Raw genomic sequence first — 24,730 nt, 5'->3', positions numbered from 1 at the left:
TGATGTGTTATCCAGGAAGCCTATGATTGCCAACCATCCCGAACCTGAACAAATACTGCTGGAAAATGTGCTTTTCGCCCTCGGTAACCCGCTGCGGCTGGCGATTGTTCGCCAGATTGCCGATGGCAGCGAATCAAGCTGCAATGCGCTGCGCCCGCAGGATGTGGCGAAATCCACCATGACTCACCACTGGCGCGTACTGCGTGACAGCGGCGTCATCTGGCAACGCCCACAGGGGCGGGAGAATATTATTTCACTGCGAAGAGAGGATTTAGACGCGCGTTTTCCGGGTCTAATGACCACGTTGTTACAGGTGATGCGATAGGAAAAATAACGCCCCTCTCATGATGAAAGGGGCAATGTGACGATCAGAACGCGTAGCTGGCCCCAAGCTGCCAGGTACGATCGCGACCAATCCAGCAGTTGGTGGCATCGTAACAGGTGAACGTTTCTTTATTGGTGATGTTCTGCGCGCTAACTTTCAGGGTTAATCCGTCAAGCGTTGGCAGGATTTCCCCCATCTGATAAGACGCCGCCAGATCGTACTGCGTGATACCGCCCAGTTTGCCCTGGTTGTTCGCAGGCGCTATCTCCATCGGCCCGGTATAGCGTGCCCCGGCCCCCAGATTCAGGCCTCTGAGCAACGCGCTATCAAAGGTGTAATCCCCCCACAGGTTAAACGCATTTTCTGGCACCTGCGTCGGGCGTTTGCCCTGATATTTGTCATCTTCGGTATTGATCGCGTGGGTGTAGGCGTAGTTCGCAATCAGCGTCAGGTTATCCGTCGGACGGCTGACAACCGACAGTTCTGCCCCTTTTGATTCCACCTCACCCGTTTGGCGATAGTTCAGGAAGCCCGGATCCGTGGTGACGACATTTTTCTGGCGAATGTTAAACACCGACGCGGTAAAAGTGGTGGCGTAGTCCGCCAGCAGGTATTTCACCCCACCTTCAACCTGCTTGCTGGTGGTCGGCTTGACGTCTTTTGCCATTAACGTGCCTTGCGGCGATACCGGGGAGAATCCTTCTGAGTAGCTGATAAACGGCGAGATGCCATTTTCAAACGCGTACAACGCCCCCAGGCGTTTGGTCACCCGATCCTGCGATACCCAGGCCTTGTTATCGTTTTGCAGATAGTTGGTGGTCACCGAACGGTAATCGTCGTAGCGCAGGCTCCCCAGCAGGTTTAAACCGCCGAATTCCACCTGATCTTGAAGGTAGTAACCGTTTTGCTGGTAGCTCAGACGGTTTTTCTGCGCGGTATATAAGCCAAGCTCGCTGTCGTGGATTTGGCCATAATCCGGGTCACGCATATCGATACCCGGCGTTGTCGAGGCATAACGATAATGAAAATGCGAATTCAACTTCTGGTAGTCAAATCCCGCCAGCAGATGGTGTTTCCACTCGCCCCATTCAACGGTTTTAGTGACCTGGTTGTCCATATTGAAGCTTTGCAGATCTTCGTCTGTGGTATAGGCAAAGCGGTTCAACTGATAGTTCTCGCTCCCGGGGCCCGTCGAATAAACGCTGCGCTGATGGGTATCAACATCGAAATAGCGCGCTTTCTGATTAAAACCCCAGCCGTTATCAAACTGATGTTCAAAGCTGTAGCCCAGCATCCACTGACGCTGCTTAAAGCCGCTCCACTCATCACCTGCATAGTCACGGCGATCGGCGTATTGGGAACGGAGATATGACAGCGGCAGAGGATTGGACGGCGTCAGGCTGGGGGAATTTTGCGCCAGCGCATCGAGAGTCAGCCGCGTTTGGCTGTCGGGCTGCCAGGTTACGGACGGTGCGACAAGATAGTTTTCTGTACGGGTGGTGTGCGGTTGATCGTCGCCTTCAAGGGCTTTACCGAGCAGGCGGTAGTTCCAGTCGCTATCGGCAATTTGCCCCGTTGAATCCAGATAACCTTCTTTCAGATTGCGCGTGCCGGTATTGAACCCTATTTCGGTATGAGGATCTTTTTGCGGCTTTTTCCCCTGGATATTAACCAGCCCGCCTGGTGAGCCGCCGCCATAGAGCACTGACGCCGGGCCTTTGAGGATATCTACGCTGTCAATCAGCAGCGGATCGATGCGTGCTTTCGTATTACCGGTCACGTTATAAGGCAGTTGCAGGCCGTTGTAATACTCCTGTTCCACGGTAAAACCGCGAATTTTGTACTCGCTCATGTACGAGGTATTGCCGCGCACTTCGGTAGACACTCCCGGCGCATAGCGCAGAATTTCGTTGACCGAATTAGCGTGTCGCTGTGCAATCTCTTTGGCTGAAATCGTGTTGATGACCTGTGGGGTTTTACTTTCCGCAACGGCTGATTTGGTGGCGCTGTTCGTCCACTCCGGCAGCACGCTGCTTTGCTCCGATCCGGTGACCACTATTGTTGATTCTTCTGCAAACGCAGAGGTCTGCAACGCGAGCGTTACCGCCCCTGCCAACGCACAAATCGCAAAACGTGAGGTGTTCATATTGTCGTCTTATTATTAGATGATACAAGAAACGACAATTATTATCATTTCGATTAGCAAATCAATATGCGCGCAAAAAAAACGGCCCTCAATGAGAGCCGTCCTTACTATCTGTGTGCTTCTGAGTTTAGGTACGTCTGAGCAATCTGAATACCCCGAGGACGACGATCGCGCCCACTACGGCCACCAGGAAACTATGCAGATTAAAGCCACTGACGCTGCCTCCCACGCCAAACATGGTCGCCAGCCAGCCACCGACCACGGCACCTATAACCCCGAGTACGCAGGTCAGAATAAAACCACCGCCATCACGCCCAGGCATGATGAACTTTGCAATCACGCCAGCGATAAGACCAAAAACAATCCACGCGATGATACCCATACCGATGCCCTCTTGCAGATTAAACGCCTGCGCAGAAAATCTTCCACGCGATTCGCTTAAGTATAGGCGAACAGTTGAAAACCGTTTTCGGTCACAGACTTAATTGCTCAACAATTTCAAAAAATATTCACCGGTTTGTATTAAGTTCCGCCGCAGGCTGCCGATAATTCAACGACAGTCTGTCAGACAACCGAGGAGCCATTCGGCGTGAGTAATTACAGTGAGCAGTTCCTGAAGCAAAATCCGCTGGCTGTATTAGGGGTATTACGCGACCTGTTTAAGGGCGAAGTTCCTTTGCGCATCAGTTGGGGTAGTAATCAATTTATCAGCAAGATCCTTGAGGCAACGCCGGATCGTCTGGTCATTGACCTGGGTAGCCAGGAGCACGAAAACCGGGCGGCACTGCGTGCGCAAAATCTTGCCGTGATGGCCGAAACCAAAGGGGCAAAGGTGGAATTCGTCTTGCCCCGACTTGAACAGGGTGATTATCAAAACCTGCCCGCTTTTATTGCGCCACTCCCTGACAGCCTGTGGTTTGTGCAGCGCCGAGAATATTTTCGTATCAGCGCCCCGCTTCATCCCGCCTATTTTTGTAAGGCCAAAATGCCTGACAAAAAAGAGATTCGCTTCCGACTCTTCGACCTTTCGCTAGGCGGTATGGGCGCACTGATGGATGTCGCAAAACCCGACGGTCTGGTGGAAGGGATGCGTTTTTCACAAATCGAACTGGATATGGGCGGCTGGGGGCGATTTTACTTCGATGCGCAGCTGATCTCTGTCAGCGAACGCAAAGTCGTCGATAGCAAAAACGAAACGATTACCACGCCGCGTCTGAGCTTCCGTTTTCTCAACGTTGGACCCGGTGCCGAGCGCGAACTTCAGCGGATTATTTTTTCACTGGAGCGTGAAGCGCGGGAACGCGCGAATAAGGTACTGTGATGTGCGCCGGACAGCTTGGGCTGCCCGGCTGGGGAATTACATGGCGTCCATCGCTTTCTGTACTTTCCAGATATAGCGTGGCGCCTGCGGCGACGGATGGTTTTTCACGACATGTTCGAAGAACTCGTCTTTATCCATATCGTTGATCTCTTCAATGGCCTCTTTACGATCTGACGAGAAGGTCCGCAGTAGTGCTCCTGCCCCGTTCACGTAAGACACCACCAGCGCGTACTGCATGACTTCAGGATCGTCGATACCTTTAAGAATGCCATGCTCAAGAATGCTCAAGTACGCTGTACCCATCGAGATATTACGTTCTGGGTTTTTCAGCTCGCTGGTGGAAGGCTGTCCTTTCCATCCCATGTAGCGATAGACTTCTCGTCCTGCCGTAGAAGCTTTGAGCTGCATTAGCCCAACCGCATTCGATTTGCTCACAAGCGCTGGATTGCCGCCAGATTCTACTGCAATAATCGCGGTGACCAGCCGTGGACTCACGCCCCAGGCTTTACCGGCTTTTTCGCTGATTGGCATCCATTGCATTGCCCGTTTAACCGGAACGTCGGGATTCCACGGCGGGTTTTGATAATCTTGTTTCGAACTACAGCCTGCAAGCAATACAATCAAAAAAGCAAACCATCTCAATTTCACGTCATCTATCCTTATTGCCGGTCATCGCGGTTACTCTGGCCTCCCTCTTGAAGGAGACAGCGCATAGGCGGCATGATATAGACATTTAGTTTCTCATTCAGCAAGGAATTGCCATGGCTCAGTTTCACCTTATCGCCCCCTCTGGCTATTGCATTAACCAGGATGCCGCACTGCACGGTGTTGAGCGTTTACTCGAAGCGGGCCACGCGGTAACAAATCAGACAATTATCCCTCGCCGCCAGCAGCGTTTTGCCGGAACCGAGCCGCAAAGACTGGCTGATATCAACGATCTGGTCAGCGTTGAGGGGGCAAATAACATCGTCATGGCGGTGCGCGGTGGATATGGTGCCAGCCGTTTGCTGGAGAGCATTCACTGGGCCGGGCTGGCGAAACGTCAACAGCACGATCCCTTATTGATTTGTGGGCACAGTGATTTCACTGTGATTCAGCTCGGTTTACTGGCCTTGCATAACGTCATCACCTTCAGTGGGCCAATGCTGGCGGGCAATTTCGGTGCCCCGGAACTGGACGCCTTTACGCAGGAACATTTCTGGCGCGCGATGCGAAACCCAACATTTAGCGTGGAATGGCACGGCGAAGGCCCACAGTGTGAGAGTGAAGGTCAGCTGTGGGGCGGCAATCTGGCGATGCTGGTCTCGCTGATTGGTACACCCTGGCTGCCCAATATTGAGAACGGTATTCTGGTGCTGGAGGATATCAATGAACATCCTTTCCGCGTCGAGCGAATGCTGCTTCAGCTTTACCACGCCGGGATCCTCTCGCGTCAATCAGCCATCGTGCTGGGCAGCTTTAGCGGCGCGTTGCCCAATGAATATGACGCGGGTTACTCTCTTGAAACGATGGTGGACTTTATCCGTTCGCGGCTTGATGTTCCGGTGATTACCGGGCTGGCATTTGGTCATGAACAGCAAACCGTTACCTTGCCTCTCGGCGCGCAGGCCAGCTTGATCCACGCTGATTCTGACAGCCGATTAACCATCAGCGGCCATCCTTACATAAAGGCATAAAAAAGCTGTTAAACCACCTCAATAAAACGCTGTTTCTGTCGTTAATATGGTAGGGTTTTAGTATTAACAACAACATTGAGGTGGGAGTAAGACAACATTGGATGCCGCAGCGATAATCAGTCTTTTCATTCTGGGTTCAGTATTAGTAACCTGTAGTATTTTATTAAGTTCATTTTCATCGCGTCTCGGCATACCCATCCTCGTCATATTCCTTGCCATCGGCATGCTTGCAGGCATCGATGGCATCGGCGGTATCCCTTTCGATAACTATCCTTTTGCCTACATGGTGAGTAACCTCGCGCTGGCGGTGATCCTGCTCGACGGCGGGATGCGCACCCAGGCCAGCTCGTTTCGCGTGGCGTTAGGTCCGGCGCTGTCGTTAGCAACCGTTGGCGTACTTATCACCTCCGGGCTGACCGGCATGATGGCGGCGTGGCTGTTTCATCTGAACATAATGGAAGGACTGCTGATTGGTGCCATCGTCGGTTCAACCGATGCCGCAGCGGTGTTTTCCTTGCTCGGGGGTAAAGGGCTCAACGAGCGTGTCGGCTCAACGCTGGAAATTGAATCTGGCAGTAACGACCCGATGGCCGTGTTCCTTACCATCACCCTGATTGAGATGATCCAGCAGCATGAAACCGGCCTTAGCTGGATGTTCGCGTGGCATATTCTGCAGCAGTTTGGCCTGGGGATTATCATCGGCCTGGGGGGTGGCTACCTCTTGCAACAGATGATCAACCGCATTTCTCTGCCTGCGGGGCTTTATCCTCTGCTGGCGCTGAGCGGTGGGATCCTGATTTTTGCCGTGACCACCGCGCTGGACGGCAGCGGCATTCTGGCCGTGTATTTGTGCGGCTTCTTGCTGGGTAATCGCCCTATTCGTAACCGTCATGCCATTTTGCAGAACTTCGACGGTCTGGCGTGGCTGGCACAAATCGGCATGTTCCTGGTGCTGGGACTGCTGGTGACACCGTCCGATTTACTGCCGATTGCCATTCCGGCGCTGCTGTTGTCTGCGTGGATGATTTTCGTTGCTCGTCCCTTGTCGGTGTTTGCCGGACTGCTGCCGTTTCGCGGATTCAACCTGCGCGAGCGCATTTTCATCAGTTGGGTGGGCCTGCGCGGCGCGGTGCCGATTATCCTTGCCGTCTTCCCGATGATGGCCGGGCTGGATAATTCGCGATTATTCTTTAACGTTGCGTTCTTTGTGGTGCTGATCTCGCTGCTGTTCCAGGGCACCTCTTTAGGATGGGCGGCGAAAAAGGCCAAAGTGGTGGTGCCACCCGTCGGCTTACCGGTCTCTCGCGTCGGTCTGGATATTCATCCTGAAAATCCGTGGGAGCAGTTTGTCTACCAGTTAAGTGCAGACAAATGGTGCGTGGGCGCATCGCTTCGCGATTTGCATATGCCTACCGAAACCCGCATTGCGGCGATGTTTCGCGATAATGTCCTGCTCCATCCCACCGGCAGCACGCGCCTGCGTGAGGGCGACATTCTTTGCGTCATCGGTCGGGAAAGCGATCTCCCGGCTCTTGGCAAGTTGTTCAGTCAGTCGCCGCCCGTTGCGCTCGACCAGCGCTTCTTCGGCGACTTTATTCTGGAAGCCAGCGCCAAATTCGCCGATGTGGCGCTGATTTATGGCCTGGAAGAAGGCACGGAGTATCGCGACAAACAGCAAACGTTAGGCGAGATCGTACAACAGCTGCTGGGTGCAGCGCCGGTCGTCGGCGATCAGGTTGAATTTGCCGGGATGATCTGGACGGTTGCAGAGAAAGAAGATAACGCCGTGCGTAAAGTCGGCGTACGCGTTGCAGAAGAAGACGTGGAGTGATGCTTTTGCCCGGCGACGCTGAGCGCGCCGGGCATAGAAAGTTACACTGTCACAACAGGTACGCGTGGGGCCAGTGCCGTCAATAGCTCATACCCTACTGTCCCCGCAGCGGCGGCAACATCGTCTACCTTCACCTCGTTGCCCCAGAGTTCAACGGGAGTACCAATACCCGCCTGCGGGCAAGGCGTAAGATCGATTGCCATCATATCCATCGAGACGGTACCCACGGTGCCGGTCCGTACGCCATCGACCCATACCGGCGTACCGTCAGGGGCAATGCGCGGGTAACCATCAGCATATCCCCCTGCCACGATGCCTATCCTCTGTTCACCGTTCGCACGATAACGACTGCCATAGCCGACGGTATCACCGGCTTTGAGCGTCTGGACGCCGATGATTTCACTGCGTAAGGTCATCACCGGTTTCAGTCCGCTAGTGGCGATGTCTTGCCACTGACCAGACGGTGAAGCACCGTAAAGAATAATGCCCGGTCGCACCCAGTCATAATGCGCTTCTGGATGCCACAGGGTAGCGGCAGAATTAGACAATGAACGCGCACACGCCAGCCCTTCCGCAGCCTGTTCAACGCGAGCCATCGCATCAGCAATGCCGTCCGGCTTTTCGGCATCGGCAAAGTGCGCCATCAACGTCATCTCGCCGACGTTTTTCAGGGCGCGCAGCAGTTGCCACACGGTATGAACGCGATCCGGCTGGAAGCCCAGGCGGTTCATGCCGCTATTCATTTTAAGGTAAATATCCAGCGGCGCATGCAGCCTGGCATTTTGTAAGGCTTTTATCTGCCAGTTGCTGTGTACGCTGGTCGTCAGGCGATATTTATCCAGCAGAGGTAGCTCATCGGCATGGAAAAAGCCTTCAAGCAGTAGAATCGGGCCTTTCCAGCCGCGTTCACGCAGCAGGATGGCCTCTTCCAGATTAAGCAGAGCGAATCCATCGGTCGCGCTAAGCGCACTCCAGATAGACTCAATTCCGTGGCCATATGCATTGGCTTTCACCACCGACCACACGCGGGAGCCTGGCGCAGCACGGCGGACTATCTGCAGGTTATTTTTTAGCGCCTGCAAATCCAACTGAGCCAGAATAGGACGGGACATGACTGCTCCTTGTTAATTATGCGCGCCATGCAGATGCTGCGGGCGAGACGGCGTAAACCCGGATTGATAGCGCGCGGCGCTCAAGTCATCAAACGGAATCGCCGGAGTACGGCCAGAAATCAAATCGCTCAGCAACTGACCCGAACCGCATGCCATGGTCCAGCCCAGCGTGCCGTGACCGGTGTTGGTCCATAAATTCTTATAAGGCGTGCGACCCACAACCGGTGTGCCGTCCGGCGTCATGGGGCGTAAACCGGTCCAGAAAGTCGCTTGCTCGACAAATCCGCCGCGTGGGAAAAGATCGCGAACGACCATCTCCAGCGTTTCGCGGCGCGGTTTTAGCAATTCCGTGTTAAAGCCTACGATTTCAGCCATCCCCCCTACGCGAATGCGGTTATCAAAGCGGGTAATGGCGATTTTGTAGGTTTCATCAAGGATAGTTGAAACTGGCGCACCGCTGTCTTCTTTCACCGGAATGGTCAGCGAGTAGCCTTTTAACGGATAGACGGGAATATCAAGAATGCCTTTCAGCATGGCGGTGGAATAGGATCCAAACGCCATCACGTAGGCATCGGCTTTAATCACCTCATCACCGCATTTCACGCCATAGATTTTTTCACCTTCTGACAAGAGCTTATCGACAGAGGTGTTGTATCGAAACGTCACGCCAGCCTGTTCGCACATTTTCGCCAGACGCTGGGTAAAGAGCTGGCAGTCACCGGTTTCATCATTTGGCAGGCGTAACCCGCCGGTCAACTTGTGGGCGACCTCTGCAAGCGCCGGTTCAACCTGCGCAAGCTGACTGGACTCCAGCAGTTGATACGGCACGCCGGCATCTTTAAGCACGGCGATGTCGCACGTCGCGTTTTCATACTGTTGTGCGGTCCTGAATAGCTGCAACGTACCGCCCTGGCGGCCTTCGTATTCAATGCCGGTCGTGGTTCGCAACGTTTTCAGGCAGTCGCGGCTGTATTCTGCAAGGCGCACCATGCGGCCTTTGTTTTCCATATAATGGCGGGTGTCGCAGTTGCGTAGCATTTGCCACATCCACTTGAGCTGAGACGACGTGCCATCGAGACTGATCGCCAGCGGTGCATGCCGCTGGAACATCCACTTAATCGCCTTTAGCGGAACACCAGGCGCGGCCCAGGGCGCGGCGTAGCCGGGAGAGATTTGCCCGGCATTGGCCGCACTGGTTTCAAGTGCAGAACCGGCCTCGCGATCGATAACGGTAACCTCATGCCCAGCCTGGCTTAAATACCAGGCGCTGGTTACCCCAACGACACCACTTCCCAGTATGACAACACGCATAGCCACTCCATTATGTGCAAAAGAATAATCATCTAATTACAGATTGATAACCTAGTTGAAAATATTATTCAACATACGACTTTTTTATGGTGACTCATCTCACATCTTGCCCAGCCAGTGGGGATGACGGTAATTTGGGATCTCCTGCTGCGCGCCATTTTTAACCAGTAGAAAATCCTGCCAACAACCCGTTTTTTGCCGCATCAAAAAGGCGAAATCGCAAAGAATAAATTTCTTCGCCAACACGCTTTTGAACGCGTTGTTCTATGCTTGAAAGGAGGCTCTCCAGACAGAGAGAGCACCGACAATGAGGGCGCGCTAATGGCTATAATTGATTCTATGAACAAGGACAGCACACGTTTGAGCGACGGACCCGACTGGACGTTTGAGTTGCTGGATGTCTACCTGGCTGAAATCGACCGGGTGGCGAAACTGTATCGTCTGGATACCTATCCCCATCAAATTGAAGTCATTACCTCCGAGCAAATGATGGATGCCTACTCCAGCGTTGGGATGCCTATCAATTACCCGCACTGGTCATTTGGCAAAAAATTCATTGAGACGGAACGCCTTTATAAGCATGGTCAGCAAGGTCTGGCCTACGAAATCGTCATCAATTCCAACCCGTGTATTGCCTATCTGATGGAAGAAAATACCATCACTATGCAGGCTCTGGTGATGGCGCACGCCTGTTACGGGCATAACTCTTTCTTCAAGAACAATTACCTGTTCCGTAGCTGGACCGATGCCAGTTCAATTGTCGATTATTTGATTTTCGCGCGTAAGTACATCACCGAGTGTGAAGAGCGTTACGGGGTGGATGAGGTCGAGAAATTGCTCGACTCCTGCCATGCGCTGATGAATTACGGTGTGGATCGTTATAAACGTCCACAAAAAATATCGTTGCAGGAAGAGAAAGCGAGACAGAAAAGCCGTGAAGAGTATCTGCAAAGCCAGGTGAATATGCTGTGGCGTACGCTGCCCAAACGCGAAGAAGAGAAAGCCGTTGCCGAAGTGCGCCGTTACCCTTCTGAGCCACAGGAGAACATTCTCTACTTTATGGAGAAAAATGCGCCGTTGCTGGAACCCTGGCAGCGTGAAATCTTGCGTATAGTGCGCAAGGTGAGCCAGTATTTTTACCCACAAAAACAGACCCAGGTAATGAACGAAGGCTGGGCCACCTTCTGGCATTACACCATCCTTAATCATCTGTACGACGAAGGTAAGGTCTCCGAACGGTTTATGCTGGAGTTTCTGCATAGTCATACCAACGTGGTGTTCCAGCCGCCGTATAACAGCCCGTGGTACAGCGGCATTAACCCTTACGCCCTTGGGTTTGCGATGTTCCAGGACATCAAGCGCATTTGCCAGTCACCGACGGAAGAGGACAAATACTGGTTCCCGGATATTGCGGGTTCCGACTGGTTGGAAACGCTGCATTTTGCGATGCGTGATTTCAAAGATGAAAGCTTTATCAGCCAGTTTATGTCGCCAAAAATCATGCGTGATTTCCGCCTCTTTACCGTGCTGGACGACGACCACAATAACTATCTTGAGATTTCGGCGATTCACAATGAAGAGGGTTACCGTGAAATCCGTTCGCGTCTCTCCTCTCAGTACAATCTGAGCAATCTGGAGCCGAACATTCAGGTATGGAACGTGGATTTACGTGGCGATCGCTCACTGACGCTCCGTTATATTCCGCATAATCGTGCGCCGCTGGATAAAGGACGGAAAGAAGTGCTCAAGCACGTTCATCGCCTGTGGGGATTCGATGTGTTGATGGAGCAGCAAAACGAAGACGGTAGCGTGGAGTTACTTGAACGCTGCCCGGCACGACCCGGCGCGCTTTGATCATCTAAAAAAGCCTCTCGAATGAGAGGCTTTTTATTGTCAGTGACTGTGAATCGCTAAATCGCTCGGCAGATTCTTCTGCATGCGGTGCCAGATTTCGCCAGAGTCATGGCCGTATCGGCGCACCGTTTCGTATACCTGATCGTGCAGCCCCTCGGAACAGAGCTCGCTCAGTTTATGATAGAAACTGAGGGCCAGAGCGCGGGCTTCTGGATTGGCGAAATAGTGGCGACCAATGCGAGTATACAGCCCTTTCATGCCATTGATGATCAGCCCGTAAATCGGGTTGCCCGACGCAAAAGCGAGACCGCGGAAGATGTTGTAGTCCAGGCTAGCAAAGGCGTCAGCATGGTCTTCAATGGCGCTTGCTGTCGCCAACACTTCCAGAGCTTTGTCCGGATGCTGACGGAAAGCCGTCCGAATGAAGATGGTCGAGATGTTGGTACGTACCGACAGTAAATTATCAATGAGCTGCGGGACGCTTTCATGATCGAGACGCGCCAGCGTTTCCAGAATATTCAGACCCGACGTTTCCCAGAAGTTATTCACTTTGGTCGGTTTGCCGTGCTGAATCGTCAGCCAACCGTCGCGCGCCAGACGCTGAAGGACTTCGCGTAAGGTGGTACGAGTGACGCCAATAAGTTCAGAGAGTTCGCGTTCAGCGGGAAGAATCGTTCCTGGAGCAAAACGGTTATTCCAGATGCTTTCAATGATGTACTCTTCAGCGAAACCCGCCGGGCTTTGCGCCTTTATGACCATAGTGAGATTTCCATTACACAGCTTTAGCTAATGGACTCATCATACCAGAGCCCAGTAATGACAGGTAGCACAGCGAGACAGGAAAAAAGGGATCGCTGTTTCACTTTTATCAAATACCCGTCCCTGGTCAGAAAACATCATTCCCGTCAATTATGCGTATAATAATGTTTTGCTTAACTTTGGCGGGGAAGGAAGTCTGTCGTGGAAATTTCTTATGGGCGCGCCCTGTGGCGCAATTTTTTAGGCCAGTCCCCTGACTGGTACAAGCTAACGTTAGTCGTTTTTCTTATTATCAACCCGCTGGTGTTTATTATTCATCCGTTTACCGCCGGATGGCTGTTGGTGGCGGAGTTTATCTTCACCCTGGCGATGGCGCTGAAATGCTATCCGTTGCTGCCAGGCGGCCTGCTCGCCATTGAAGCTGTCTTTGTGGGGATGACCAGTGCCGAACAGGTTAAACACGAACTGGCGAATAACCTTGAAGTGCTCCTGCTGCTGATCTTTATGGTCGCGGGGATCTACTTTATGAAGCAGCTGTTACTCTTCATTTTTACCCGCCTGCTGTTGAGCATTCGCTCGAAAACGGTGCTTTCGCTCTCCTTCTGCCTTGCTGCGGCCTTCCTTTCGGCGTTCCTGGATGCGTTGACCGTTGTCGCCGTTGTGATTAGCGTCGCCGTCGGGTTTTACAGTATTTATCATCGGGTCGCTTCCGCGAAACCTGAAGAAGATCTTTACGATGATAGTCAGGTGAACATCCATCAACGCGAAGTGTTGGACCAGTTCCGCTCGTTTTTACGCAGCCTGATGATGCACGCTGGGGTCGGCACCGCACTTGGCGGCGTGATGACGATGGTCGGTGAACCCCAAAACCTGATCATTGCCAAAGCCGCTGGCTGGAACTTTACCGAGTTTTTCCTTCGCGTAGCGCCGGTCAGCGTTCCGGTGTTTATCTGCGGTTTAGTGACCTGTTTTCTGCTGGAGAAAACGAAAACCTTTGGTTACGGTGCTCAATTGCCGGGTCCGGTACGCGACGTCCTCCACGAATTTGATCTGAACAGCCGCCGTCAACGTAGCCGTCAGGAGACGCTAGGCCTGATCGCGCAAGGTCTGATTGGCGTCTGGCTGATCATTGCCCTCGCCTTCCATCTGGCGGAAGTTGGCTTGATTGGCCTGTCGGTGATTATTCTGGCAACCTCATTTACCGGCGTGACCGATGAACATGCGATTGGGAAGGCCTTCAGCGAAGCCTTGCCCTTTACGGCCCTGCTGGCCGTATTTTTTGCCATCGTGGCGGTCATCATCGATCAGCAGTTGTTCTCGCCAATTATCCACTTTGTTTTACAGGCGGCACCCGATTCCCAACTGTCGCTTTTTTATCTGTTCAATGGCCTGCTGTCGTCGATATCCGATAACGTGTTTGTCGGCTCGGTGTATATTAATGAGGCGAAAGCAGCACTGGATCAGGGTGCCATTAATATCGGTCAATTTGAACTGCTGGCGGTTGCGATTAATACGGGAACCAATCTGCCTTCAGTCGCGACGCCAAACGGCCAGGCGGCATTCTTATTCCTGCTGACATCAGCGCTTGCACCACTCATTCGACTTTCATATGGAAGGATGGTGTGGATGGCGCTGCCTTATACGCTGGTTTTAACGCTCGTCGGCTTGCTGTGCGTCAAATTTACCCTCATTCCCTATACGCAATGGTTGATGCAAATAGGTATACTGGCCGCGCATTAAGCACCTGTCACCGGGCAGTTCGCTGCCCGGTTTGACTTTCTGCATTATAAATATCCAATTACGCTTTATTTTGCTAAGACCGGGTGGCGCGTGAAACGAATTCGTTTACACTGCGCTTTCTAAGCATGTTCCAGGGAAATGATTATGTTGCGATTTTTGAACCAATGCTCTCGCGGTCGCGGAGCGTGGTTATTGATGGCCCTGACCGCCTTTGCGCTAGAAATGGTAGCGCTCTGGTTCCAGCACGGGATGGGGCTGAAACCCTGCGTGCTGTGTATTTACGAACGTTGTGCACTTTTCGGCATTATGGCTGCGGGTCTGGTCGGTGCTATCGCGCCTAAAACCCCGCTGCGCTATGCCGGGATTGCGATTTGGCTTTACAGCGCATGGAAAGGCATCCAACTTGCGTGGGAACACACCATGATGCAACTGCATCCTTCACCGTTTATGACCTGTGATTTTGCCGCACGTTTCCCAAGCTGGCTGCCGCTGGATAAATGGTTACCGCAGGTGTTTGTCGCTTCCGGCGATTGCTCCGTGCGTCAGTGGGAATTTCTGACGCTGGAAATGCCACAGTGGCTGGTCGGCATTTTTGTTGCTTACTTTGTCGTGGGGCTACTGGTGCTCATTTCCCAGCCGCTGAAACCAAAAAGACGCGATTTGTTCGGTCGCTAAGAACAAGCTGTACGCATTAAAAAACCCGCTTCGGCGGGTTTTTTATTTATGCTCGTTTTGGGTGGTTCAGAATATGGTCTTCCCAGTCCTGTACCTCTGACTCTTTCACCGCGATATGGCGCACTGAAATGCGCTCACCATGCATAGCGACTTTAGAGCCGGTGAGCAGCGGATGCCAGTCCGGTAGCCCTTTTCCTTCTGCCAGCAGACGATATGCGCAGGTGTGCGGCAGCCATTCAAACGTAGGCAGGTTATCGCGAGTCAGCTTGATGCAGTCGGCTTCATATTCGAAACGACGTTCGTAGTTACGACACTGGCAGGTCTTGATGTTCAGCTGCTTACAGGCGACGTTAGTAAAGTAGATCTCGTCCGTGTCTTCATCCATTAACTTATGCAAGCAGCATTGCCCGCAGCCGTCACACAGCGACTCCCACTCTACGTCGGTCATTTCGTCGAGAGTTTTGTTTTGCCAGAAAGGGGTTTCGCTCATAAGGATGTCCACACGTCAAAAGAAAGCGCACCTTATAACCAGTCTGGCACGGGGATGCAAGTTTTGCCGCCGATAAAAAGCGGTAAACATGTTTTACAGCACGCGAGTCTTAACCGATTGCCCGTTAAAGCCTATCTCGAGTTCATCACCGCTTACCAGTGGGCCGACCCCTTCTGGCGTTCCCGTAAGGATCACATCACCGGGTTTGAGGGTAAAATAGCGGCTCATATAGGCAATCAGCGGCAGAATTTTATGAATCATATCCGACGTATTACCCTGCTGGCGTACATCACCGTTTACTTTCAGACTTAACGCCGTGCTTTGCGGATCGCCGCTGAATTCCGACGCGGGGATAAACCCGGAAATGGGGCAAGAATTATCAAATCCTTTCGCCTTTTCCCACGGCTGACCGGCCTTTTTCATTTTGCCCTGCACGTCACGCAGCGTCAGATCCAACGCAATACCGTAGCCAGCAATCGCTTTTTGCACATGCTCTTCTGAGGCCTGACGAAGCGTTGCGCCAATCAGCACCGCCAGTTCGACTTCGTGGTGAACAGAACCCAGACCTTGCGGTAATGCCAGCGGCTGACGGATATCGCAAAGCGCGGTCTCTGGCTTGATAAACAACACGGGCTCTTCTGGCACAGCACTGCCCATTTCCTGAATATGCTTCGCATAGTTGCTGCCAACGCAGACAACTTTGCTGACGGGATAATCCAGTAATGCGCCTTGCCAGTTGTGATGTTGATACATGCTCGTCCCCTAAACGGTTGATATGTCACCCACGGAATAGACCGGAGTTATTTTTTGCCGTCACGCTCGAGATGCTGTTTTAATAAATTCTCAGGAGGTGGCGGAAGCTGTAAATAATAGCCCTGTTCTTTCAATGCCGTTTTCACTTTATCCAAATCGGCATTGACCAATTTTTTACGACCATCCAAAGGCAGCAGCATCGCCAGCTGCGGCGCGCCAAAACCTTTCATCAATTCCTCAGGCACGCGGGAAAAATCGTCTCTCTTTTCGACATAAAGATAGGTCTGGTCGCGTTTGGTACTTCGATAGATCACACAAAACATGTTTTTACTCTGAATTAACGGGTGGTTGCTTGCCTCAATATACCAGTGACTATAACATGCCTGATACTCTTCGGAATATCGTATCGAATGCGCTGCGATTAATAGCAAATTGAGTAAGGCCAGGATGTCAAACACGCCCATCGAGCTTAAAGGCAGTAGCTTCACCTTATCAGTGGTTCATTTGCATGATGCAAAACCCGAGGTTATTCGTCAGGCGTTAGAAGACAAAATCGCTCAGGCGCCCGCTTTTCTGAAGCACGCCCCCGTGGTGGTGAACGTCAGTGGCCTGGCCGCGCCGGTTAACTGGCAGCATCTCCAGCAGGCCGTTTCCTCTACCGGACTGCGCATCGTGGGTATCAGCGGCTGTAAAGATGCCCGTCTAAAAGATGAAATCGACCGCGCTGGTCTGCCTCTTCTGACTGAAGGGAAAGAAAAAGCAGCGCGTTCGGTGCCGAAAGATGTTCCTGTCTCCCCACCACCTGCGCAAAACGTAACGCCAGTCACAAAAACGCGAATGATTGATGTGCCGATTCGTTCCGGCCAACGCATTTATGCGCCAAACTGTGATCTGATTGTTACAAGCCACGTTAGCGCGGGTGCAGAGTTGATTGCTGATGGCAATATCCATGTCTACGGTATGATGCGAGGACGCGCGCTGGCAGGTGCCAGTGGCGACAGAGACGCACAAATTTTTTGTACCCATCTGACGGCGGAACTGGTTTCCATCGCAGGGGAATATTGGCTGAGCGATAACATCCCAGCCGAATTTTATGGCAAAGCGGCACGTCTGCGACTGGCAGATGACGCTTTGACTGTTCAACCGTTGAATTGATCCCTTTTAACAAGGAATTTCTATGGCACGCATTATTGTTGTGACTTCTGGTAAAGGAGGCGTTGGCAAGACCACCTCCAGCGCGGCCATCGCTACTGGTTTGGCCCAGAAGGGAAAGAAAACCGTCGTTATCGATTTCGATATCGGCCTGCGTAATCTGGATTTGATTATGGGCTGTGAGCGTCGCGTTGTTTATGACTTCGTTAACGTCATTCAGGGCGATGCCACCTTAAACCAGGCGCTGATTAAAGATAAGCGCACGGAGAATCTGTTTATTCTCCCGGCTTCTCAAACTCGTGATAAAGACGCCCTGACCCGCGAAGGCGTGGAAAAGGTCCTCGACGAGCTGAAGAAGATGGAGTTCGACTTTGTAGTTTGCGATTCCCCTGCCGGTATCGAAACGGGCGCGTTGATGGCGCTATACTTTGCTGATGAAGCGATCATCACCACGAACCCTGAAGTGTCGTCTGTGCGTGACTCTGACCGTATATTGGGTATTCTTGCCTCTAAATCCCGCCGCGCGGAAAATGGCCAGGATCCGATTAAAGAGCACCTGCTGCTGACCCGTTACAACCCAGGTCGCGTCAACAAAGGTGACATGCTGAGCATGGAAGACGTGCTGGAAATCCTGCGCATTAAACTGCTTGGGGTTATTCCTGAAGATCAGTCGGTCCTGCGCGCGTCTAACCAGGGCGAGCCAGTGATCCTCGATATTACAGCAGATGCCGGTAAAGCGTATGCCGACACCGTTGACCGTCTGCTGGGAGAAGAACGTCCTTTCCGCTTCATTGAAGAAGAAAAGAAAGGTTTCCTCAAACGCCTGTTCGGAGGATAAGTTATGGCATTACTGGACTTTTTTCTCTCGCGGAAAAAAAGCACCGCAAACATCGCGAAAGAGCGACTGCAAATTATCGTCGCGGAACGTCGCCGCAGCGATGCTGAACCGCATTATTTGCCACAGCTGCGCAAAGACATTCTGGAAGTGATTTGTCGATACGTGCAGATCGACCCGGAGATGGTCACCGTGCAACTGGAGCAAAAGGACGGGGATATTTCGATTCTGGAGCTGAACGTCACGCTTCCGGAAACGGAAGAATCACGTTAAAAATTTTTGATTTTGTGGATTTTGCAGGCGGAACAAACAGTACGCCGCCTGGCAAATCCCCCGGTGGCGGTATGCTCACCGGGGTGACAAAATCATTAACGCGGATACCCTTCCAGCAGTACTTTGAGGCGATCGGCCATCAAATCCCCACGCCAGCCGGAAATCAGTTCTGGCTGGCCTGCTTGCGTTTTCAGCTTCCAGTGCCAGTTTAGCAACTGGTTAATCTGACGACGTGACGCCAGAAGTTCAGGGCTCACTTTGTTTTCTGTTCCCACTTCCAGCACCAGCGCTTTGATATCTTTGAATGCTTTGCGATAGCCGGGCATATCCATCAGATTCAACAGCGGCTCAGGCAGTTCATCTTCTGGCAGTTGCTGCGCTTTAGCGACTAATGCCAGCAGCGTTTTACCGTGGAAGCGAATCTCACTACCTGACAGACCGATACTGTCCAGTTCACCCATGCTGCCAGGCATATAGCGCGCCACAGCCCAAAGATGCTCTTCTCGGACGACAAAATTCACCGCCAGATCGCGCTCACGTGCTTTACGCAACCGCCAGTCGGCCAGCAGTTGCAGGCAGGCCAGTTGACGAGTGCGCAACTGCCAGGCATTGGTGATGTCACGCCACGCATCCTTTGGATCGACAACTTCCTGACGACGCTGCTGGGTCATGCGACATTCATTCAGCGCGGCGTCCAGCCAACCGGCAGCTTCTGCCTCTTTCATCAGCTGTCCGGCGATAGGCAACAGATAGAACACGTCCGCGGCGGCATAGTCGAGCTGACGTTCGGTGAGCGGGCGAGCCAGCCAGTCGGTACGGGATTCACTCTTATCAAGCACCAGCCCCGTGTACTCTTCGACCATGGCAGCAAAACCCCAGGAGAGTGGTCGTCCTGAAAACGCCGCCAGAATTTGCGTATCAATCAACGGCTCCGGCATCACGCCAAAGGTGTTGAGGAACACTTCCAGATCTTCGCTGCCCGCATGCAGATATTTGGTGACAGCGGTATCAAGCAGCAGCTCACGCATGGGTGACCAGTCGGTGATACCAAGCGGGTCAATCAGCGAAACCTTCTTGCCATCGTACATCTGGATCAACCCCAGTTGCGGATAGTAGGTCCGGGTACGGACAAATTCGGTATCCAGGGCGATAGCAGGAAAGTCACGAGTGACGTCGCAAAGCGATGCCAGTTCGTCGTTGGTAGTGATCATCTGGTAATTCAAAACGATTTCTCTTTGGTTTGCGCCCATAAAAAACGCCGGCTAAACCGGCGTCTTTGAGTGACTAACACGAAGCTTAAGCTTTATTGTCCACTTTGGAACGCGCTTCGTCACGTAATTCTCGTCGTAATATCTTCCCGACGTTCGATTTAGGTAATTCATCACGGAACTCGACCAGTTTTGGCACTTTGTATCCGGTTAGCTGGCGACGACAGAAGGCAATAAGCGCTTCTTCCGTAAGCGAGGCCTCTTTTTTGACCACAAAGATCTTAACGGTCTCACCGCTACTGCCGGAAGGCACGCCGACGGCGGCAACTTCCAGCACACCATTATGCTGCATGACCACGTCTTCAATTTCATTTGGGTAAACGTTGAAACCTGAAACGAGGATCATATCTTTTTTGCGATCGACGATGCGTAAGAATCCTTCATCATCCATTACGGCAATATCGCCGGTGTGTAACCAGCCATCTTTCACAATTTCATCGGTGGCATCGGGACGCTGCCAGTAGCCCAGCATCACCTGCGGGCCTTTCACACACAGCTCGCCCGGTTCACCGTGCGCCACTTCGTTATCGTCGTCGTCCACCAGTTTGGCTTCCGTCGAAGGTACCGGCAGACCAATGCTACCGCTGTGATAATCAATATCGTGCGGATTTACACTCACCAGTGGTGCGCACTCGGTCAGCCCGTAGCCTTCCAGTAAATACTGACCGGTCAACTTCACCCAACGATCGGCAACGGCTTGCTGAACGGGCATCCCGCCACCCGCAGAGAGGTGCAACGAGGAGAAATCGAGCTGCTGGAATTCGTTGTTATTTAACAGCGCATTAAAGAGCGTGTTAACGCCCGTCATCGCGGTGAAGGGATATTTAGCCAGCTCTTTGACTAACCCAGGAATATCGCGAGGGTTGGTAATCAGCAGATTTTGCCCGCCCAGTTCGATAAACAGCAGGCAGTTCATGGTCAGGGCGAAAATGTGGTACAGCGGCAGCGCCGTTACCACCAGCTCTTTACCACGGTGTAACAGCGGCCCGTAGGTTGCATTCACCTGTTCGAGATTCGCGAGCATGTTGCGGTGGGTTAACATCGCCCCTTTCGCCACGCCCGTCGTTCCGCCAGTGTATTGCAGGAAAGCCAAATCGTCTGACGATACTTCAGGCTTCACGTACTGCATTCGATAGCCGTTGTGCAGCGCGCGACGGAAAGAGATCGCATCCGGCAAATGGTATTTCGGTACCAGGCGCTTCACATATTTGACGACAAAGTTGACCAACGTCCCTTTCGCCGTCGAAAGCTGGTCACCCATTCGGGTAAGAATGACGTGGCGGACCTGGGTTTTATCGACGACTTTTTCCAGCGTGTGGGCAAAGTTGGAAACAATCACAATCGCCGCCGCCCCGCTGTCGTTTAACTGATGTTCCAGCTCACGAGGGGTATAGAGCGGGTTCACGTTTACCACGATCATTCCCGCACGCAGGATGCCAAAGAGCGCCACGGGATACTGAAGCAGATTTGGCATCATCAGGGCAACGCGATCGCCTTTCTTCAGCCCTAATCCTTCTTGCAGATAGGCCGCAAATGCCCGACTACGCTCTTCCAGCTTGCGGAAAGTCATCACTTCGCCCATGTTCACAAACGCAGGCTGATCCGCGTAGCGTGTGACGGCGTTTTCAAATAGTTCAACCAGGGATTGATAGCGGTCAGGATTGATCTCCGCAGGAACATCTGCGGGATAACGGTTTAGCCAAACCTTTTTCACTGCATCACCTCTGAAGAGCACATTCGTCGTCATCACAACCCCGATAATAAACAGTTCGTTAACATTATATTAACTCAGCGTACCAGTTTATTAATTGTTCAGATTTAAGGTTGCGAAGCGCGTCACTCTTTTTTTTGTTTTATCCGTAAAAAAACAGAGACAGCGGCTGAGCCGCTGTCTCTAATCTAGTAATAACAATAAGTTACTCTGTGACTATCGTCTGAATCTGCGCAGGGCCTGGGTTATACCAGCCCCATCCGCCATAGCCATAGCGGTAAGGATGTGGACCCCACATCCACGGATCGATAGGCTGCGGAGGCATCATAATTTGCTGCGTGACGCGCCATCGTTTGTAGCCATTTGCCTGCATGGTCATAAACTTATATGGCGTATTGCCGATTTTACCCTGCACCGTGCCCGTGATGGGTCCTACGACCGTCACCAGCTGTCCGCGAAAATCCACCGGATCGAGGAAACCATTCACATCAGCGTAAATACGCCCACGGGAAGCTTCGCCAAGCTCTGGCCGCGCACCGCTGTCTAAGGTCACGGTCGCGATTTCGAGACGCGTCTTACCCTGCTGGTTAAGCACTTCAATGACTTTGCCGCCGAAACGTGCTTCCTGACCTACGAATAGCTCAGGGGCATTCATCACGCGCACCAAATCTTGCTGCGGTGCCGGACTGGTGCCCTTGATCGCGTCAGGAACCGTGACACAACCACTTAATGCGACGGCGATGGCTCCCGCCAGGATAAGACGTACTGCTTTACTTTGAACCGCCATGATGCGACTCCCTTTTCTCAGTTCTTATTACTGAGATTCACGCTCTGCCTGGAAGTTTCTTCCATGCCACTTCATTTCGCAAATAAACTGGCTCAGCCTGTTCAACTGCAACGGTTTTTCCTGCGGCTAATAGCTGGCACGCAATAGGTAACATGTCTTCTGCAGCGGGTAATAGCATGTTGCCATCGACGAGCGTCAGGCCACTTTCCGTTGCCATGTCTGGCCACGCCTTCCACCCGGTCCCCACAGTCGCCCATTCGCCAGAAAGGTGTTTCAACCTTTCACTCACTGCGTCGGGTTTAAGCACGGATTCGGTCTCTTCGCCATGCCATACGCCCTGCTCGTCTCGGGTATATTCCGCCCAGTAGACTTCGCCCATGCGGGCATCGATAGCAGCCAGCACGCGAGTCGCTCCAATGTTACGCCATGCGCCTTGCGCCATGGTCGCGAGCGTGGAGACGCCAATCATAGGGAGTGATGCGCCCAGCGCCAGGCCCTGAGCGATACCAATGCCAATTCGTACGCCGGTAAAGCTGCCCGGCCCACGGCCAAACGCCAGCGCGTCGAGTTGAGTTAAGGAGGTTTTGCCCCTCTCCAACATCAGTTTTACCTGGGGCAGAATACGTTGGGTATGTTCCCGGGGGCACTCTTCAAAATGGGCAAAGAGGGTACCGTTATCCCACAGGGCGGCAGAACACGCCTCTGTAGCGGTATCAATAGCCAGAATTCGCATGGGCTTCGCGCTCTCGCAATAGTCAGTCACAAAATGGCGCGCATTTTAGCACACCCGAAAATAAATTACTCCGCCGTTGGATTTGCCAGGAAACGAACCGCACGGCTGATATCCCGTGTGCGTGGCGCAGGCGGCAAGCTGGCAACAAATGTTGCGCCATACGGACGCATGACCAGGCGGTTATCGCAGATGACCAATACGCCACGGTCATCCGTATCACGAATTAAACGCCCCACGCCCTGCTTGAGGGTGATCACCGCATCAGGCAACTGTACGTCTTCGAAAGGATCGCCGCCCCGCAAGCGACAATCTTCCATACGCGCCTTGAGCAACGGGTCTTCTGGCGAGGTAAACGGCAGTTTATCGATGATAACTAAAGAGAGCGCATCACCCCGCACGTCAACCCCTTCCCAGAAGCTGCTGGTCGCCACCAGCAGGGCGTTACCCGCCGTGACGAACTGCTGTAATAGTTGTCCCTTGCTGGTCTCTCCCTGTAACAAAACGGGCAACGTCATGGTGGCACGGAACTGTTCAGCCAAATCGCGCATCATGGCGTGCGACGTACACAGCATAAAGCAGCGACCGTTGTTTGCCTCGATCATCGGCTTGAGCATGGCGGCCAGCTGTTTCGCCGCGCCCGGTTGATTCGGCAACGGTAAATTACGCGGAACGCAAAGCAAGGCCTGCGTTTCATAGTCGAATGGGCTCGGGAGCAGCAGTGATTCCGTTTGCTCAATACCCAGACGTTCGGTGAAGTGGTGCAAATCGTCATTCACGGAAAGCGTGGCGGAGGTAAAGATCCAACTACCCGGTTTTTGCGCCATCACTTCTTTGAATTTATCCGCCACGGTCAGCGGCGTGAGCGCCAGAGTAAACTGACGTGAGGTGCATTCGTACCAGTAACTAAAGCCGGGCTGGCTGGTGTCTTTCAGACGTTTCAGCCGCGTACGATAAAGCGTGGCCCGTTCAAAAGCGGCATCAAGCAGTGCGCTTCGTCCAAGCGAGAGTTTTGCCACGTCGTAACACAGCTCCAGCGCGTCATCGAGCAGCAGTAATGCACGTTGAATATTGCTGTCGGCCAGCAGTTCACGTAGGTTGCCGCGAAAGCCCGGCTCGCCCAGTTGCAGGCGGAAATCCTGCGCGCTTTGCGCCAGTCTATCGGCACACTTCTGCAACTGCTGGGTGTCTCTTAATTCAGTGCGATAGGCGATGGTGAAATCTTTGGCGAGATCCTGCAACTGGCGGCTTGAAAGTGACTGGCCAAAATACTGGCTGGCAATGTCGGGTAGTTGATGGGCTTCATCGAAGATCATCACTTCTGCCTCGGGAATTAATTCGCCAAAACCGCTGTCTTTGACCACCATATCCGCCAGGAAAAGATGGTGGTTGACGACCACTACGTCGGCATCCATCGCGGTTTTACGGGCTTTAACCACAAAACAGTCTTTATACAGCGGGCAGTCGCTTCCAAGACAGTTATCGTTGGTACTGGTGACCAGGGGCCACGCCTGAGAATCTTCAGCAACGCTTGCGCACGTACTGATATCACCATCGGTGGTCTGGTTCGCCCAGGCGCGCAAGATGATGACATCACTGAGCGTTTGCACCGGCAGATCGCCGCCTGCCAGCGCTTGTGCCTCCAGACGCTCCAGGCACAAATAGTTTGAACGCCCTTTCAGAAGCGCCAGACGACCTTTGTAATTGAGCGCTTTAGCGACCGTTGGCAGGTCTCGACTATACAGCTGATCCTGCAACGCTTTCGAGCCAGTAGAGATGATCACTTTCTTTTTTGAGCGCAATGCGGGAGCCAGATAGGCATAGGTTTTACCCGTACCCGTACCCGCCTCGACCACCAGCGGCTGGGTAGTATTAATGGCGCGCGTTACTGCTTCCGCCATATGCCGCTGCGGTTCGCGCGGTTTGAAGCCGGGAATCGCCTGCGCGAGTTGACCCTCTACTGAAAAATCGTCTGCCACGT

General features: G+C 52.9%; 24 protein-coding genes and 1 pseudogene. 10 read left to right on the top strand and 15 right to left on the bottom strand.

Going from position 1 to position 24,730, the window contains the following annotated elements; all coding sequences use genetic code 11:
• The first annotated feature begins 22 nt into the window (after nucleotides 1-22).
• Complete coding sequence (locus AC6EMZ_RS09755) at nucleotides 23-325, top strand: ArsR/SmtB family transcription factor (RefSeq protein WP_498402229.1); 303 nt, start codon at nucleotides 23-25, stop codon at nucleotides 323-325.
• 43 nt (nucleotides 326-368) lie between these two features.
• Here the strand turns inward: AC6EMZ_RS09755 and AC6EMZ_RS09750 are convergent, their stop codons facing one another.
• Both AC6EMZ_RS09750 and AC6EMZ_RS09745 read right to left on the bottom strand, forming a co-directional pair.
• Entirely contained in the window at nucleotides 369-2,471 is a 2,103-nt protein-coding gene (locus AC6EMZ_RS09750; protein WP_498402228.1) for a TonB-dependent siderophore receptor, read from the bottom strand.
• Between the two features lie 127 nt (nucleotides 2,472-2,598).
• On the bottom strand, nucleotides 2,599-2,853 hold the full coding sequence (locus tag AC6EMZ_RS09745) for a GlsB/YeaQ/YmgE family stress response membrane protein (RefSeq protein WP_498402227.1): 255 nt from the start codon (nucleotides 2,851-2,853) through the stop codon (nucleotides 2,599-2,601).
• Between the two features lie 207 nt (nucleotides 2,854-3,060).
• On the opposite strand from AC6EMZ_RS09745, the gene ycgR reads away from it, so the two are divergent.
• A complete protein-coding gene (gene ycgR, locus AC6EMZ_RS09740) occupies nucleotides 3,061-3,792 on the top strand; it encodes a flagellar brake protein YcgR (protein ID WP_498402226.1) in 732 nt (243 codons plus the stop codon).
• Nucleotides 3,793-3,828: 36 nt separating this feature from the next.
• Here ycgR and emtA read toward each other — a convergent pair whose 3' ends face one another.
• A complete protein-coding gene (gene emtA, locus AC6EMZ_RS09735) occupies nucleotides 3,829-4,440 on the bottom strand; it encodes a membrane-bound lytic murein transglycosylase EmtA (RefSeq protein ID WP_498402225.1) in 612 nt (203 codons plus the stop codon).
• Between the two features lie 113 nt (nucleotides 4,441-4,553).
• Between emtA and ldcA the strand changes: the two genes are divergently transcribed.
• Together ldcA and AC6EMZ_RS09725 are read left to right on the top strand one after the other, a co-directional pair.
• Nucleotides 4,554-5,468, top strand: coding sequence for a muramoyltetrapeptide carboxypeptidase (gene ldcA / locus AC6EMZ_RS09730; RefSeq protein ID WP_498402224.1), 915 nt, complete (start codon nucleotides 4,554-4,556; stop codon nucleotides 5,466-5,468).
• A 97-nt stretch (nucleotides 5,469-5,565) separates the two neighbouring features.
• On the top strand, nucleotides 5,566-7,299 hold the full coding sequence (locus tag AC6EMZ_RS09725) for a potassium/proton antiporter (protein ID WP_498402223.1): 1,734 nt from the start codon (nucleotides 5,566-5,568) through the stop codon (nucleotides 7,297-7,299).
• Here AC6EMZ_RS09725 and AC6EMZ_RS09720 read toward each other — a convergent pair.
• The 3 genes and pseudogenes from AC6EMZ_RS09720 to AC6EMZ_RS09710 all read right to left on the bottom strand — a co-directional run.
• A pseudogene (locus AC6EMZ_RS09720) lies at nucleotides 7,243-7,383 on the bottom strand (hypothetical protein); the annotation flags it as partial. The gene AC6EMZ_RS09725 and the pseudogene AC6EMZ_RS09720 sit on opposite strands and share 57 nt — an antisense overlap.
• Complete coding sequence (dadX, locus tag AC6EMZ_RS09715; RefSeq protein WP_498402222.1) at nucleotides 7,341-8,411, bottom strand: catabolic alanine racemase DadX; 1,071 nt, start codon at nucleotides 8,409-8,411, stop codon at nucleotides 7,341-7,343. The pseudogene AC6EMZ_RS09720 and the gene dadX, both read right to left, overlap by 43 nt.
• Nucleotides 8,412-8,423: 12 nt before the next feature.
• Complete coding sequence (locus tag AC6EMZ_RS09710) at nucleotides 8,424-9,722, bottom strand: D-amino acid dehydrogenase (protein WP_498402221.1); 1,299 nt, start codon at nucleotides 9,720-9,722, stop codon at nucleotides 8,424-8,426.
• Between the two features lie 321 nt (nucleotides 9,723-10,043).
• On the opposite strand from AC6EMZ_RS09710, the gene AC6EMZ_RS09705 reads away from it, so the two are divergent.
• Nucleotides 10,044-11,576, top strand: coding sequence for a SpoVR family protein (locus tag AC6EMZ_RS09705; protein WP_498402220.1), 1,533 nt, complete (start codon nucleotides 10,044-10,046; stop codon nucleotides 11,574-11,576).
• Nucleotides 11,577-11,615: 39 nt separating this feature from the next.
• Here the strand turns inward: AC6EMZ_RS09705 and fadR are convergent, their stop codons facing one another.
• Entirely contained in the window at nucleotides 11,616-12,335 is a 720-nt protein-coding gene (fadR, locus tag AC6EMZ_RS09700; RefSeq protein ID WP_498402219.1) for a fatty acid metabolism transcriptional regulator FadR, read from the bottom strand.
• Between the two features lie 201 nt (nucleotides 12,336-12,536).
• Here fadR and nhaB point away from each other — a divergent pair, with 201 nt between their 5' ends.
• Nucleotides 12,537-14,075 (top strand): Na(+)/H(+) antiporter NhaB, encoded by a 1,539-nt coding sequence (gene nhaB, locus AC6EMZ_RS09695; RefSeq protein ID WP_498402218.1) that lies wholly within the window; start codon nucleotides 12,537-12,539, stop codon nucleotides 14,073-14,075.
• A 144-nt stretch (nucleotides 14,076-14,219) separates the two neighbouring features.
• Complete coding sequence (gene dsbB / locus AC6EMZ_RS09690) at nucleotides 14,220-14,750, top strand: disulfide bond formation protein DsbB (RefSeq protein ID WP_498402217.1); 531 nt, start codon at nucleotides 14,220-14,222, stop codon at nucleotides 14,748-14,750.
• A gap of 46 nt (nucleotides 14,751-14,796) precedes the next feature.
• Here dsbB and ycgN read toward each other — a convergent pair whose 3' ends face one another.
• From ycgN to AC6EMZ_RS09675, 3 genes are all read right to left on the bottom strand, one after another.
• On the bottom strand, nucleotides 14,797-15,240 hold the full coding sequence (gene ycgN, locus AC6EMZ_RS09685) for a cysteine cluster protein YcgN (RefSeq protein ID WP_498402216.1): 444 nt from the start codon (nucleotides 15,238-15,240) through the stop codon (nucleotides 14,797-14,799).
• A 93-nt stretch (nucleotides 15,241-15,333) separates the two neighbouring features.
• On the bottom strand, nucleotides 15,334-15,993 hold the full coding sequence (locus AC6EMZ_RS09680) for a fumarylacetoacetate hydrolase family protein (protein ID WP_498402215.1): 660 nt from the start codon (nucleotides 15,991-15,993) through the stop codon (nucleotides 15,334-15,336).
• Between the two features lie 47 nt (nucleotides 15,994-16,040).
• Nucleotides 16,041-16,316: a YcgL domain-containing protein gene (locus tag AC6EMZ_RS09675; protein ID WP_498402320.1), complete on the bottom strand. Its 276-nt coding sequence runs from the start codon at nucleotides 16,314-16,316 to the stop codon at nucleotides 16,041-16,043.
• 124 nt (nucleotides 16,317-16,440) lie between these two features.
• Between AC6EMZ_RS09675 and minC the strand changes: the two genes are divergently transcribed.
• The 3 genes from minC to minE are packed head-to-tail and all read left to right on the top strand — an operon-like array spanning nucleotide 16,441 to nucleotide 18,253.
• Nucleotides 16,441-17,148: a septum site-determining protein MinC gene (gene minC / locus AC6EMZ_RS09670; protein ID WP_498402214.1), complete on the top strand. Its 708-nt coding sequence runs from the start codon at nucleotides 16,441-16,443 to the stop codon at nucleotides 17,146-17,148.
• A 22-nt stretch (nucleotides 17,149-17,170) separates the two neighbouring features.
• Complete coding sequence (minD, locus tag AC6EMZ_RS09665; RefSeq protein WP_498402213.1) at nucleotides 17,171-17,983, top strand: septum site-determining protein MinD; 813 nt, start codon at nucleotides 17,171-17,173, stop codon at nucleotides 17,981-17,983.
• Nucleotides 17,984-17,986: 3 nt separating this feature from the next.
• Nucleotides 17,987-18,253 carry a cell division topological specificity factor MinE gene (gene minE, locus AC6EMZ_RS09660; RefSeq protein WP_498402212.1) on the top strand — a complete coding sequence of 89 codons (267 nt, stop codon included), beginning with the start codon at nucleotides 17,987-17,989 and terminating at the stop codon, nucleotides 18,251-18,253.
• Between the two features lie 95 nt (nucleotides 18,254-18,348).
• On the opposite strand, the gene rnd is transcribed toward minE, so the two are convergent.
• The 5 genes from rnd to yoaA all read right to left on the bottom strand — a co-directional run bounded on the left by rnd (nucleotide 18,349) and on the right by yoaA (nucleotide 24,728).
• Entirely contained in the window at nucleotides 18,349-19,476 is a 1,128-nt protein-coding gene (gene rnd / locus AC6EMZ_RS09655; RefSeq protein WP_498402319.1) for a ribonuclease D, read from the bottom strand.
• Between the two features lie 73 nt (nucleotides 19,477-19,549).
• Entirely contained in the window at nucleotides 19,550-21,235 is a 1,686-nt protein-coding gene (gene fadD, locus AC6EMZ_RS09650; RefSeq protein ID WP_498402211.1) for a long-chain-fatty-acid--CoA ligase FadD, read from the bottom strand.
• Between the two features lie 202 nt (nucleotides 21,236-21,437).
• Nucleotides 21,438-22,019 (bottom strand): Slp/YeaY family lipoprotein, encoded by a 582-nt coding sequence (locus tag AC6EMZ_RS09645; RefSeq protein WP_498402210.1) that lies wholly within the window; start codon nucleotides 22,017-22,019, stop codon nucleotides 21,438-21,440.
• 37 nt (nucleotides 22,020-22,056) lie between these two features.
• Nucleotides 22,057-22,752, bottom strand: a complete 696-nt coding sequence (gene tsaB / locus AC6EMZ_RS09640) for a tRNA (adenosine(37)-N6)-threonylcarbamoyltransferase complex dimerization subunit type 1 TsaB (protein ID WP_498402209.1) — start codon at nucleotides 22,750-22,752, stop codon at nucleotides 22,057-22,059.
• Nucleotides 22,753-22,817: 65 nt separating this feature from the next.
• The gene (gene yoaA / locus AC6EMZ_RS09635; RefSeq protein ID WP_498402208.1) at nucleotides 22,818-24,728 is read right to left on the bottom strand and encodes a DNA repair helicase YoaA; all 1,911 of its coding nucleotides are present in this window, start codon (nucleotides 24,726-24,728) and stop codon (nucleotides 22,818-22,820) included.
• Nucleotides 24,729-24,730 lie beyond the last annotated feature (2 nt).

Source organism: Enterobacter sp. SCRI0065 (genome assembly GCF_059766475.1).
This window is presented reverse-complemented; position numbering and strand designations above follow the sequence as displayed.